General features: G+C 62.0%; 10 protein-coding genes. 3 read left to right on the forward strand and 7 right to left on the reverse strand.

The window, feature by feature from the left end:
• The 3 genes from E5W87_RS01895 to E5W87_RS01905 form a co-directional block, all read right to left on the reverse strand.
• Positions 1-1,938 (reverse strand): efflux RND transporter permease subunit (locus E5W87_RS01895; RefSeq protein ID WP_292393442.1); only part of this gene is annotated, 1,938 nt, incomplete at its 3' end.
• Between the two features lie 247 nt (positions 1,939-2,185).
• On the reverse strand, positions 2,186-3,346 hold the full coding sequence (locus tag E5W87_RS01900) for an efflux RND transporter periplasmic adaptor subunit (RefSeq protein ID WP_292393444.1): 1,161 nt from the start codon (positions 3,344-3,346) through the stop codon (positions 2,186-2,188).
• Positions 3,347-3,399: 53 nt separating this feature from the next.
• Entirely contained in the window at positions 3,400-4,008 is a 609-nt protein-coding gene (locus E5W87_RS01905; RefSeq protein ID WP_292393445.1) for a TetR family transcriptional regulator, read from the reverse strand.
• A gap of 243 nt (positions 4,009-4,251) precedes the next feature.
• Here E5W87_RS01905 and E5W87_RS01910 point away from each other — a divergent pair, with 243 nt between their 5' ends.
• The gene (locus E5W87_RS01910) at positions 4,252-4,605 is read left to right on the forward strand and encodes a VOC family protein (protein ID WP_292393447.1); all 354 of its coding nucleotides are present in this window, start codon (positions 4,252-4,254) and stop codon (positions 4,603-4,605) included.
• Between the two features lie 69 nt (positions 4,606-4,674).
• Here E5W87_RS01910 and E5W87_RS01915 read toward each other — a convergent pair whose 3' ends face one another.
• Complete coding sequence (locus tag E5W87_RS01915) at positions 4,675-6,321, reverse strand: acyl-CoA synthetase (protein ID WP_292393449.1); 1,647 nt, start codon at positions 6,319-6,321, stop codon at positions 4,675-4,677.
• Positions 6,322-6,510: 189 nt separating this feature from the next.
• On the opposite strand from E5W87_RS01915, the gene E5W87_RS01920 reads away from it, so the two are divergent.
• A complete protein-coding gene (locus E5W87_RS01920) occupies positions 6,511-7,476 on the forward strand; it encodes a sugar-binding transcriptional regulator (protein WP_292393451.1) in 966 nt (321 codons plus the stop codon).
• A gap of 88 nt (positions 7,477-7,564) precedes the next feature.
• On the forward strand, positions 7,565-9,619 hold the full coding sequence (locus tag E5W87_RS01925; RefSeq protein WP_292393453.1) for a bifunctional aldolase/short-chain dehydrogenase: 2,055 nt from the start codon (positions 7,565-7,567) through the stop codon (positions 9,617-9,619).
• Positions 9,620-9,689: 70 nt separating this feature from the next.
• On the opposite strand, the gene E5W87_RS01930 is transcribed toward E5W87_RS01925, so the two are convergent.
• The 3 genes from E5W87_RS01930 to E5W87_RS01940 all read right to left on the reverse strand — a co-directional run bounded on the left by E5W87_RS01930 (position 9,690) and on the right by E5W87_RS01940 (position 13,411).
• Positions 9,690-10,745 (reverse strand): substrate-binding domain-containing protein, encoded by a 1,056-nt coding sequence (locus E5W87_RS01930; RefSeq protein ID WP_292393455.1) that lies wholly within the window; start codon positions 10,743-10,745, stop codon positions 9,690-9,692.
• A 61-nt stretch (positions 10,746-10,806) separates the two neighbouring features.
• A complete protein-coding gene (locus E5W87_RS01935; RefSeq protein ID WP_292393457.1) occupies positions 10,807-11,802 on the reverse strand; it encodes an ABC transporter permease in 996 nt (331 codons plus the stop codon).
• An 82-nt stretch (positions 11,803-11,884) separates the two neighbouring features.
• A complete protein-coding gene (locus E5W87_RS01940) occupies positions 11,885-13,411 on the reverse strand; it encodes a sugar ABC transporter ATP-binding protein (protein ID WP_292393459.1) in 1,527 nt (508 codons plus the stop codon).
• Between the last annotated feature and the right edge of the window lie 128 nt (positions 13,412-13,539).

Consider the following 13,539-nt stretch of genomic DNA (forward strand, 5'->3'; position numbering starts at 1 on the left):
GGTGCGCAGCTTGACAATCAGCCGTTCGCGGGCCGGTTCGTCATTGGCCATCACCAGAAGCTGGGCAAAATTCGGATTGCGAAGCTGCTGGTCGAGCGGCAGGAAGAAGCGCGGCGCGCCCTCGCCGATATAGGTGGCGATGAAGCGCTTGTCCTTGTCGTCCATCATCCTGGTTTCAAGCGCCTTGGCCTGCGTTTCGACTTCCTTGATGCTGGTGCCTTCCGGCAGCCAGAGGTCGACAAGGATTTCCGGACGCGACGACTGCGGGAAGAAATTCTGCGGGATGAACTGGAACGCCCACAGGCTGGTGGCGAAGGTCACCAGCGTCATGACCAGCACGATGATGCGGTGGCGCACGGACCAGCTGACGGTGGCGCGAAGCCGGCGATAGAAGCGCGTGTCGAAGACATCGTGATGGTTGCCGGCGTGTTTTCGCTGCTTGAGGATCATGTTACCGAGCCACGGCGTGAAATAGACCGCCACGAACCAGGACACGACCAGCGCGATGCCGACGACATAAAACAGCGTGCGCACGTATTCACCGGCAGTCGAGGCGGCGAAGCCGACCGGGATGAAGCCGGCGGTGGTGATCAGCGTGCCGGTCAGCATCGGGAAGGCCGTCGAGGTGTAGGCGAAGCTCGCCGCCTCGACCTTGACCAACCCTTCCTCGAGCTTGCGCTCCATCATTTCGACGACGATCATCGCGTCGTCGACGAGCAGGCCGAGCGCAATGATCAGCGCGCCGAGCGAAATGCGCTGCAGATCGATGCCGATCTCGTACATGATGGCGAAGGTAGCGGCCAGCACGAGCGGAATGGTGATCGCGATCACCAGGCCTGAGCGCCAGCCGATCGTCAGGAACGAGACGACAAGCACGATCAGCAGCGCCTCGCCAAGCGCCTTCATGAACTCACCCACCGCTTCCCGCACGACTTCCGGCTGGTCGGCGATCTGATCGACCGAAACGCCGTAAGGCAGCGCCTCTTCGAAGCGGTGATAGGTCGCCTCGACGTCCTTGCCGACATCGGTGACGTTGAAGCCCTTGGCCATGACGACACCGACCTGGACGCTGTCGTGGCCGTTGTAGCGGTATTTGCGCTGATAGGGATCCTCAAGGCCGGAGGTCACGGTCGCGATGTCGCCCAGGCGCGTCACCTGGTTGCCGGCGCGCAAGCGAAGTTCGCGGATGTCGGCCGCCTTGGCCACATCGCCCTCGACCGAAATGCGCACCGAGTTCGTGCCGGTATCGACCGAGCCCGCCGGATCGACATTGTTCTGGCCCTTGATCGCGTTCTGTAGGTCGGTCAGCGTCAGGCCGCGCTCGGCAAGCGCCTTGGACGAAACGTCGATATAGAGTTTTTCCGGCTGGTCGCCGATGATCACGGCCTTTTCGACGCCGGGCGTCGTCAGCAGCATGTCGCGCGCCTGGATGGCCAATTTCTTCAGCTCGGGATAGCTGTAGCCGTCGCCGCTGATCGAATGCAAAGTGATGAAAGTGTCGCCGAACTCATCGTTGAAGTAGGGTCCAAGCAGCCCCTGAGGCAGCTCATTGGCGATATCGCCGACCTTCTTGCGCACCTGGTAGAAGGCATCCGCGACCTGCGCGGGATTGGTGTCGCCTTCGACCTGCAAGGTGATGATGGCGCTGCCGGCGCGTGTGTAGGAACGGACGAAATCGAGATGCGGCGTTTCCTGCAGCTTGCGCTCGATCTTGTTGACGACCTGGTCCTCCATGTCCTGGATCGAGGCACCCGGCCAGACAGCCTGGACGACCATGACGCGGAAGGTGAAATCCGGGTCTTCCTTCTGGCCCATGCGCATCAGGCCGAGCGCACCGGCAATGATGATCAGGCCGAACAGGAACCGCGCAATGCTCGGGTGCCCGATTGCCCAGCGCGAAAGATTGAAGGGCCGCTTTTCATTGATGTCGGTGGTCATAGCGCCAGTCCATTTGTCTGATCGTCAGCGCACGCACGTGGCATGCCCACGGAACTTCTAATGCTGGCTTCCGGGCGGCGAGGCTTTCCGAGCGGAGAGACACTCATCGCGGTGGGACGCGAGGATCGATGTGGGGGTTACATCGACCCGACGTCTCGACAGTCGGGCACCTGCCGCCCGGAAACCATGAACCGCTTGACCTCGCGGCTTGCGCCGATGCGAGGAAAAGCCGTTTTATTCTTGGCCGTCAGCGCACGCGCTTGGCGGCGTCGCCATCATCGTCCGCAGATGCGGACTGTTGCACCGCATCTCCGGTCAGCTTGACCTTCAGATTCTCGGCCATGAATTGTGTGCCCGCCGCAATGACGACATCGCCGGGTTTCAATCCTTCGGCAACATGCACGCCGCCGGCGGTGAACTCGGCGACCTTGACCGGACGCGCATGGACGGTCTCGCCGTTGCGGTCCACGGTCCAGACGATCTGCTGGCCATCTTTTTGTGCCAGCGCGCTCAACGGGACCGTTACGCTTTGCGGGCGATTGTTGGCCGCCGAAGCTTCGATGTTCGCGGTCATGCCGAGAAGCACGCGCGGATCGTTGGGCAGGCTGACGCGGACGGCAAAGGTACGCGACTGCTGATCGGCGCTGCCGGCGACTTCGCGGACTTTGCCGTCGAGCGTCAGCGCGTCGTCGGACCAGAAGCCTGCCTTGACGTCCTTGCCCGGCTTGAACTGGGCGATGTCCATTTCCGGAACGGCGATCAGCACTTCCTTTTCGCCATCGACGGCAACAGTCACAACCGGTGTGCCGGAGCCGACCACCTGACCGACATCGGCGGCGACTGATGTGACGATGCCGTTCCTGTCCGCCTTGAGATCGGTGTAGAGTACCTGGTTTTTCGCCTGGTCAAGCGTTGAGCGGGCGGAATTCCGGGTAGCGACCGCCTGGTCATAGCTGAGCGTTGCCTGTTCGAGCTGCGATTTCGACGCGAAGTTCTTGGCAAACAACTGTTCGGCACGACGACGGGCAAGGCCTGTTGTCTCGACCTGCCGCTCGGCGGCCTCGAGGCTGGCCTCGGCGCTGTTGACCGAAAGGTCATAGTCGGCGGGATCGATGCGGGCCAGAACGTCGCCCGGCTTCACGCGCTGGCCGATGTCGACCAGGCGCTCGGTGATCTTGCCGTTGATGCGGAACCCGAGATTCATCTCGGTGCGGGCGCGCACCGATCCGGAGTAGGAAAGCTCACGGGTATCGTTGGCCTTGGCGATCTCGACGACCTTGACCGGCCGGACAATGTCCTTGACTTCCACTTTTTCTTGCGAGCAGCCGGCGAGCCCGAGCGCCGCGACGACGACCAGAGCGGGACCAACGGCCGACAGCCTGTTCATGATGGATTTGGACAAAGGCACTTGCGTACTCCCGAACTGCAGATGAATTGTCGACGACCGGCGGACGACGCCGGTCATTTCTTCAAGGCCCTGATCGCAAACTCGATAAGATCATCCGGCATTGCCCGGTTCTCTTTGGCAAGGCACTGGGCGACCATCTGAGGGTGACAGAGGGTGATGATAGCGGCGCTGAAGCACCGCGAAGCGACTTCCGGGTCCTGGTCGGCAAACTCGCCGGTTGCGATTCCCTCGCTGATGACCTCCGCCACCAAGCTGCGGATCCTGTCGATATGCTTCTCAATGACATGCCAATCGCGTTCGATGGCAACGACGACCATTTCGTGCACCTTCTCCTGGTCGAGCATGGTGTCGCGGGTCCACTGATAGTGCGTTTGCGCGTAGCGGCGAAGCTTTTCGCTGGCGGTTCCGGGACTATGGCAGGCGTCGTAGGTCAGTTGGTAGCAGGTAGCGAGCATGCGGCCGCAGACGGCCTGGTGGATTTCGACCTTGGAGGCGAAGAAACGGTAGATGTTGGCCGTCGACATGCCGAGTTCGCGCGCTATGTCGGCGACATTGGTCTTGCCGTAGCCGTAGTGGCGGAACAGTCGCTCTGCGCAGTCGAGGATGCGCGCGACATTCTCCTGCCGGACTAGGTCGGCCGTCGTATCGAGAGTATCATACATCTTGTTTCAAGCTCATTACGAATGACGAATTTTGAATTTCGTCACTCGTAATTCGAAATCAACGGAATGTCAACACGTGACATTATCCGTCTTGGACGACTGGTGACATCTGTTGACACCACTCGGCGGAAACAGCGTTAATGAAGCCTGCTGTGGGCGCCCGTCGCCGTCTATACTGATCCCGGCTGACTCCCCGCGCAGCTATGCATTGTCATCCAATGCCGCGGAAAAGGAGATCATGGGATGACCGTACTGCGCATCGTCACGAATATCGCAACAGACAGCATTCCGGATGTTCGGACGTTCTATTCCGACCTGTTCGGGCTCGATGCCGTCATGGATCACGGGTGGCTTGTCACGCTGGCGTCCCGCGAAACAACCACCCCCCAGATCAGCATCGCCAGCGAGGGCGGCTCAGGCACCCCTGTGCCCGATTTGTCGATCGAGGTCGACGATGTGGACGAGGTGTATCGTCGCGCAAACGAGATCGGTTGCAAAGTGGTCTATGATTTGACCGACGAACCGTGGGGCGTAAGACGTTTCTTCATTGCCGACCCGACCGGCAAGCTGCTCAACGTGCTCTCGCATCTTCGCTAGAAGCCGCCTGCGATAGGACTGGCTCCTTTCAGGTTCGTTCATGCTGGAGCACCAGCGGCTGCCCCAAAGCTATGGTGCACTGGCTTTCGCCATCTCCCTCAGCCTGAACTTCTGGATCTTGCCGGTCGAGGTCTTCGGGATTTCGGCGAAGATCACCGCTTTCGGGATCTTGAAGCGGGCGAGCAGCGCGCGGCAGTGATTGATGATCTCGGCCCCGGTCGCCGTCTTGCCTGGCTTCAGCTCGACATAGGCGACCGGCACTTCGCCCCATTTGTCGTCGGGCCTGGCAACGACGCCGCACGAGGCGACGGCAGGGTGCTTGTAGAGCGCCTCCTCGACCTCGATCGAGGAGATGTTCTCGCCGCCGGAAATGATGATGTCCTTGGAGCGGTCCTTGAGCTGGATGTAGCCGTCGGGATGCATGACGCCGAGGTCACCCGAGTGGAACCAACCGCCGGCGAAGGCCTCGTCACTCGCCTTGCGGTTCTTCAGATAGCCCTTCATGACGATGTTGCCGCGGAACATGACCTCGCCGATCGTTTCGCCGTCGGCCGGCGTCTCCTCCATCGTCTCGGGGTCCATCACCGTCAGATCTTCGAGCGCGGCATAGCGCACGCCTTGCCTGGCCTTCCTGGCCGCCCTGAGACCCTTTTCGAGCCCATCCCACTCGCTGCGCCATTCGTTGACGACGGCCGGACCATAGGTCTCGGTCAGGCCATAGAGATGGATGACCGCAAAGCCCGCATCAGCCATGCCCGACAGCACCGCTTCCGGCGGCGGTGCTGCGGCCGTGCTGAAGGTGACCGTCTGCGGAAATTGCCGCTTGTCCTCCTCCCTGGCATTGATCAGCACCGACATGACGACCGGCGCGCCGCAGAGATGAGTGACGCCGTGATCGGCGATGGCATCATAGATCGGCTTCGGCCGCACCCAGCGCAGGCAGACATGGATGCCGGCCTGCACGGCCAGCGTCCATGGAAAGCACCAGCCATTGCAGTGGAACATCGGCAGCGTCCACAGATACACCGCATGCCTGCCCATGCCGGCATGGATGGTGTTGGCGTAGGCCATCAGTGCTGCACCGCGATGGTGATAGACGACGCCCTTTGGATTGCCCGTCGTGCCGGAAGTGTAGTTGAGCGCAATCGCATCCCATTCGTCGTCGGGCATCGACCAGGCGAAATCCTCGTCGCCGCCCGCGACAAAGCCCTCATAGTCGAGCGTGCCGATCCGCTCGCCCTTGGGATAGGGGGCGTCAGCGGCGTATTCGGGATCGTCATAGTCGACGACCAGCGGTTTCACCTTGGCCAGCGCCAGCGCCTCGCTGACGACGTTTGCGAATTCGCGATCGACGAAAAGCACCTTGGTTTCGGCATGGTCGAGCTGAAAGGCTATGACAGCAGCGTCGAGGCGGGTGTTGAGCGAATGCAGCACCGCCTTGGTCATCGGCACGCCGAAATGCGTTTCCAGCATCGGCGGGGTGTTGGACAGCATGACAGTGACGGTGTCGCCCTTGCCGATGCCGCGCTTGGAGAGCGCCGAGGCAAGCTTCAGCGACCGCCGCCAGAAATCGCGATAGGTCGTGCGCTGGCGGCCATGGATGATGGCGACATGGTCGGGAAAGGTCTTTGCCGCCCGCTCCAGATAGCTGAGCGGCGTCAGCGGCTGGTGGTTGGCCGGATTCCTGTCGAGATCCTGTTCGTAGGGATTGCCCATCCCGTCCTCCCGTAACGTCTTTCTCGAACCTTCTACCCACAGGCTTCCGGTCCGTCACCATCAACGATGCCACGATAGAGCGCCTTTGGCACAATGACGATCTAGATAAAGCGAACGAAAGAGCATCGTTTGCCCTTGCTCAATTTGACTTTTGTCGAGAGCCGTGAATAATGTCAGCGAGGAGATGGCATGGCGATCCGACCGGCAGAACAGCTTATTCACAAGGCCGCCTGGCTCTACTATGCCCACGGCCTGCGCCAGGACCAGGTGGCCAGCCAGCTCAAGATTTCCCGGGCCTCGGTCGCCATGTATCTGCGCAAGGCGCGCGAAACCGGCATCGTCAACATCTCGACCTCGACCCAGCTTTTCACCGACGACGTCCTGGCACGGAAGCTTGAAGACGCGTTGAAGCTCGACGCCGTCTGGATCGCGCCGGAAAACGGCCATGTCGCCGATCCTTCGACCGATATTGCGGTGCTGGCAGCGAGCGTCTTTCTCGAACTGGTCAAGAAGGGTGACCGCATCGGCGTCGCCTGGGGCAGGACCGTCTATACGATCGCCGACATCATGTCTTATGCCGATCTGCAGGATGTCACGGTGGTGCAGCTCTGCGGCAATCTCGGAGCCCCTTATTCGTACCGGCCCGACCAATGCACCATGGAAATCGCGCGCCGGCTCAATGCCCAGGGGCTCAACTTCTATGCGCCGCTGGTGCTGACCACGGAAGAACTGGCGCGCGGCCTGCGCGCCGAGCCGGTGATCCGCGAGCAATTGTCGGGCATTAGCGAATGCGACCTGGCGCTGTACTCGGTCGGCACAGTCGATGCCGACAGCCATGTCGTCAAATGCGGTGCACTGACTGCCAGCGAAATGGACGTGCTGCGCCGTGCCGGCGCTGCCGGCGTCATCGCAGGGCAGATCATCGATGCGCAAGGCAAGGCGCTCGACTGCAGCTACAACCGGCGGGTCATTTCGGCAGAGCTGTCATCGCTGCGCAAGATTGAAAAGCGCCTCGTGGTGGTGCAGGAGGAAAGCAAGTTCGAACCGCTGGTGGCGGCGATCGCTGGTGGGCTGTGCACGCATCTGGTGGTCGGTGCGCGGATGGCGCGACGGCTGCTCGAACATGCCGGACCGGCAGCGGAGAAGGTCGCCTAGATACGCAAAACTCCGCCGCGGGCGCATTGTCATCAAAGCGTCGCGGCGGTCCTGTTCACAACAAAAAGAGAAATCGGACGAAGCGAACATGAAGAACCTATGGAATGACGGCGACGCGGAGAAGCTGGTTGCCGACTATGCAAAGAAGGGTGTGGCCCGCGACCTGGCGCTGCGCGTCTACACGACGCGGCTTCTAGGCGGCGAACCGCGGCTTGTCCTGCATGGCGGCGGCAACACCTCCTGCAAGACAAAGGCCACCGACCTCGTCGGCGACGAATGGGACGTGCTCTGCGTCAAGGGCAGCGGCTGGGACATGGGCGTGATCGAGCCGCAGGGCCTGCCGGCGGTCAAGCTCGGCGCCCTGCTCAAGGCGCGGTCGCTCAAAAAGCTCTCCGACGAAGACATGGTCGCGCTGCAGCGGGCGAACCTCATCGATCCGTCTTCGCCGAACCCTTCGGTCGAGACGCTGCTGCACGCCTTCCTGCCGCATAAATTCGTCGACCATACGCACTCGACCGCGATTCTGGCCATTGTCGACCAGGACGACAGCGAGGCGCTGAGCAAGAAGGTCTTCGGCAACAAGATGGGTTACGTGCCCTATATCATGCCGGGCTTCGACCTGGCGAAGGCGGCGGCCGATGTCTTCGATGCCGACCCGACGATCGAGGGCCTGATCCTCGACAAGCATGGCATTTTCACTTTTGGCGACGATGCCAAACAGGCTTACGAGCGGATGATCCATTATGTGAATGTCGCCGAGGATTTCATCGCCAGAAACGGCAAGCCGCCTGCCGAAAAATCGGCCTTGCCAGCCAGCTTGGCCAAGCCCGCGGACATTGCGCCGATGCTGCGCGGCGCAGTGGCGGTAGCGCGCGGCGAAGGTCGCTTCGACCGCATGATCAGCGATTTCCGCACCTCGGACGCGATTGTCGATTTCATCAATTCCGCCAAGATTGCCGATTATGCCGGGCGCGGCGTGTCTACCCCAGACCTGTCGATCCGCATCAAGACCGGACCGATGGCGCTGCCGGCGCCCGATGCGGATAAGGTCGGCGACTACAAGTCCGTCATCCGCCAACATGTCGAGACATTCGCCAAGGACTATCGCGCCTACTTCGAAACCAACGACGCGCTCGATGATGTGAAGCGCACGATGCTTGACCAGATGCCGCGGTTGACGCTGGTGCCGGGCCTCGGCATGTTCGGCCATGGCCGCACGCTGAAGGATGCGAAGATCGCCTCCGACGTCGGTGAGATGTGGATCGAGGCAGTACGCGGAGCCGAAGCGGTCGGCGATTTCCGTCCGCTGTCCAAAGCCGACCTGTTCCCGCTCGAATACTGGTCGCTGGAACAGGCCAAGCTCGCCTCCAACAAGCCGAAGCCGCTGACCGGCCAGGTTATGCTGGTCACCGGCGGGGCCGGCGCAATCGGTGCGGCCACCGCAAAGCTGTTTGCCGATAATGGCGCCCATGCCGTCGTTGTCGATCTCGATGCGTCGAGGGCGACGGAGGCGGCCAAGAAGGCCGGCAACAGTTCGATCGGCATCGGCGCCGACATCACGGATCCGGCGCAGATGCGCGCTGCGTTCGACAAGGCGGTCGCCGTCTTCGGCGGCCTCGATATTCTCGTCTCGAATGCCGGTGCTGCTTGGGAAGGCAGGATCGGCGAACTTGACGATGCCACCTTGCGCAAGAGCTTCGAGCTCAATTTCTTCGCCCATCAGTCGGCGGCCCAGAACGCAGTGCGCATCATGCTCGAACAGGGCACCGGCGGCGTGCTTCTGTTCAACACCTCCAAGCAGGCGATCAATCCGGGTCCGAAGTTCGGCGCATATGGCATCCCAAAGGCGGCGACGCTGTTCCTGTCCAGGCAGTATGCCCTGGACTATGGCGCGCATGGCATCCGCTCCAATGCCGTCAACGCCGACCGTATTCGTTCGGGGTTGCTGACCGACGCCATGATCGCCAGCCGCTCGGGCGCGCGCGGGGTGTCGGAAAAGGAGTACATGTCGGGCAACCTGCTTGGACAGGAAGTGACGGCCGAAGACGTGGCCCAGGCCTTCCTGCATCACGCGCTGGCCGAGCGGACCACCGCCGATGTGACGACGGTGGATGGGGGCAACATCGCGGCGGCGCTGAGGTAAGCTCAAGAACAGTCCAGACGCGAAAAGAGCGGCCCGAAAGCCGCTCTTTTCTTTTGCCTGCGATAAAAAGCTATTTGGCGTTCGGGTTCGGCATCCAGGCTGGCATCGCGACATCGGCATGGGCGAACTGCGGCAGCTTCACCGAGAGGTCCTCCATGTTCTTGATGTCCTTGTCGATCAGCTCCTTTTGGGTGATCAGTGTCGGCGGCACGATGACGTTATGGCCGGGATCCTCGCCGGCCAAAAGCTGCGCCAGCGCGCGCACCGAGACCTGGCCGACGACGGCCGGATTGGTCGCCGCGGTTGCCGCCCAGGCACTGTCAGGCTCGCGCATCGCGGCGATGTCGGAGGTCGAGATGTCGGCCGAATAGATTTTGATGTCCTGGGACAGACCGGCCTCGTCGACAGCGATCTTCACTCCCTTGGCGAACTCATCATAGGGCGCGAACATCACTTTGATGTCGGGGTTGGCCGACAGCACCGAACGAGCCTGGTTGGCGACGGAATTGGCGATCGGATTGTCGAGCGTGCCGAACATCGCCGCCTCGTTGATGCCCGCATATTTCTTCTTGAAATCGACCCAGGTCTCGTTGCGGCGGTCGAGCGGCGCGATGCCGGCGACATAGACGTAACCGGCCTTCCAGCTCTCGCCATTGTCCTTGATCGCCTGTTCGAGCGCGAGGCGCGCCAGATCGCGGTCGGACTGCTCGATCTGCGGTATTTTGGGGTTTTCGACATTGACGTCGAAAGCGACGACCTTGATGCCGGCGTCGACCGCGCGCTGGGCGGCTTCCTTCATCGATTCCGTCAGGCCGTGCTGGATGATGATGCCCTGGACACCAAGCGCAATGGCCTGGTCGACCATGTCTGCCTGAAGAGCGGCATCCTGACGACTGTCGAGGACGCGCAGATCGACGCCAAGCGCCTTGGCCTGCGATTCGACACCGGACAGATAGGCCTGGAAAAAGTCGCCGGTCGAGAGATAGCGGACCAGCGCGATCTTGACGGCGCCGGGCTTGTCGAACGGCGCCGGCTTGTCCTGCGCCATCGCCGGCGCCTGCATCAGCAGCGCGGCGCCGGCAAGCCCAAGTGCTGCCTTCCCCAAAAGTCTTCTTGTGATCTTCATGTTTCTTCCTCCACTTGTTGAACTCAAATCTCAGCCAATCGAAATCCTATCTGTCGAAATCCTACCTCTTGCCCCTGCCGGAAAGGGCGAAAGTGAAGACAAGGGCAACCACGAGAACCACGCCCTTGATGAAATCCTGCGTGTAGTACGGCGCGTTCATCATCGTCAGGCCCTGCAGCAGCACGCCGACAAACACCGCACCGACGGCCGTGCCGAAAGCGTTCGGCTTGGCGGCGCCGAGGACCGCGTAGCCGATGAGCGCCGCGGCGACAGCATCGAGCAGGAGATTATTACCCGAGGCGATGTCGCCACGTCCAAGCCGGGCAGCGAGCAAAATGCCGCCGATCGAAGCAAAAACTCCTGAAATAACGTAGGCCCAGATTTTGTATGCCTTGACAGGCGCGCCGGCGAGCTCGGCAGCCCGTTCGTTGCTGCCGACCGCGTACATCATGCGGCCGAAACGGGTGTATTCGAGAAAGAACCAGATCAGCACTGCAAGCACGAGCAGGACCACCACCGAAACCGGGATGAGGTTGGGGATGAAGAAATCGAAGCGGTGACGGCCAAGCGCCAGGAAGGCGGCGCTGAACGTGCCGTTGGCGACCGAGCCGTCGGGCATCGTCATGCCGGTGGCGATCGAGCGGCCCTCGGTCGGGATGCGCTGCAGGCCGACGAGCAGGAACATCATGCCGAGCGTCGCCAGAAGGTCCGGCACGCGCATATAGACGATCAGCCAGCCATTGATGAGGCCGACGATGACACCGATGGCGAGACAGGCGATAACCGCGACGACGGCGTTCTGCTCCAGCACCACCATGACGTAGGCTGCCGCCATCATGGCGCTGGTGGCGACCGAGCCGATCGACAGGTCGAAGCCGCCGACGACCAGGGTGGCGGTGACGCCAAGCGCCAGCACGCCGGTAATCGCGACCGATTGGAAAATGAAGACGGCGCTTTGCGGCGAGACGAAACCGCCGGCGGCGATGGCGAAATAGGCGATCAACCCGACCAGCAGAATGATGAAGCCGTAACGGATGGCATGGTCGCGCAGTATCATACAGCGCTCCGGTGCGCGGCTGCCAGCTTTACCCAACCCAAACTCATGCCTTCTCCATTCCAATTCTCATCGTCCGTGATCCTTACGCTGCGCTGTGCAACGGCCCGCCCGCCACTTCGGCCAGCAGGCGCTCGAGGTCGATGTCGGCATTGCGATGTTCGCCGACGATCGTCTGCTCCGACATCACCAGGATGCGGTCGGCGGTCTCCAGCGCCTCGTCGAGTTCAGTGACGAACAGCAGCGTCGCACGGCCGTTCGCGCTCGCCCGCAGCTTGGCCGCGATATCGCGCCTGGCGGAAATGTCGACGCCCTGAAAAGGCTCGTCCAGGATGAACAGTTTTGCGGCCTGCGACATCCACCGGGCGACCATAACCTTCTGCTGATTGCCGCCGGAAAGGGCGGACATTTCGTCCTTCTCCGAGCGGCAGACGATGCCCAGCTCCTGGATCTGCCGGCGAGCAGTGACGCGCTCGACGCGGCGCTTGAGTACGCCGAGACGCGACATCCGCTTGTGGAACGGAAGGCTGATATTTTCCTGGATGTTGAAGTCGCCGACGATCCCGTTTTCGGCCCGGTCCTTGGCGACGAGAAACACGCCGGCAGCGATCGCCTCGCCCGTCGATCCCGGAGCATAAGGCTTGCCGTTCAACGTCATCGTCCCGGAGAGCGGCTTGCGCACGCCAAAGAGCGTCTCGGCGAGCGCGGTCTTGCCGACGCCAACGAGGCCGGTGATGGCAACGACCTCGCCGTCGCCGAGCATCAGCGAGATCGGCCTGGACCCTTCTGCAATGCGCAACCCGTCGATCGTCAGGACAGGCCTGGCCGAATTCCTGGCGACGATCCGGTCGAGGTGGATCTTGCGGCCGAGCATGGCGTTGACCGCACCTTCGTAGTCGAGGGGCTTGCGGTCGAAGACGCCTGAGATGACGCCGTCGCGCATCGAGACGATACGGTCGGCAAGCCGCCTGATGTCCGACATGCGGTGCGAGATGTAGAGGATTGCGACGCCATGTCCGCGAAGCCTGTCGAGCAGCGCGAAAAGCCGGTCGGCCTCGGCGCTGGACAGAGAGGACGTCGGCTCATCGAGGATCAGCACTTTCGGCTGATGCGCCATGGCGCGGGCTATCGCCACCATCTGGCGGTCGGCCAGCGAGAGATCGCTGATGCGGGCTTTCAGGTCGATGGCCAGACCCATGCGGTCGGCGACCGCTTTTGCCTCGCGACGCACCCGGCCTGGATTGAACAGGGTCGGCGCGCCGCTGCCGCTCAGCCTGTCGAGCGTCAAATTGGTGGCGACATCGAGATCGGCGATGACCCCGTCATTGATGTTTTGATGAACGGTGACGACGCCGGCGCGGATCGCTTCCGCCGGCGTTTTTGGCGCGAAGTCCTGGTGCGCGAAGTCTTGGCCGGCCAGGCTCATCGTGCCGCCGTCTCGCTCGTAGACGCCGCTGACGATCTTGACCAGGGTGGATTTGCCGGCGCCGTTGGCGCCCATCAGCACGGTTACTTCGCCGGCATGCAAATCAAGCGAGACGCCGCCAAGCACCTCGATATGGCCGAAGGACTTCCTCAGGCCGTCCACGCGGAACACGGCATCATTGCCCATTCGTTCCTCCCTGGCTATGACGCTAGGGGCTGTTCCGGCAATTGTCAACACGATTGACAATTGCCAGAGAGCTTCCTAGCTTGGCCCGACCGACATGGCTCCATTATGATGGGAGCACATAAGCGGGA

This window comes from Mesorhizobium sp. (genome assembly GCF_004962925.1).
In the GTDB taxonomy this organism is placed as follows: Bacteria; Pseudomonadota; Alphaproteobacteria; order Rhizobiales; family Rhizobiaceae; genus Mesorhizobium.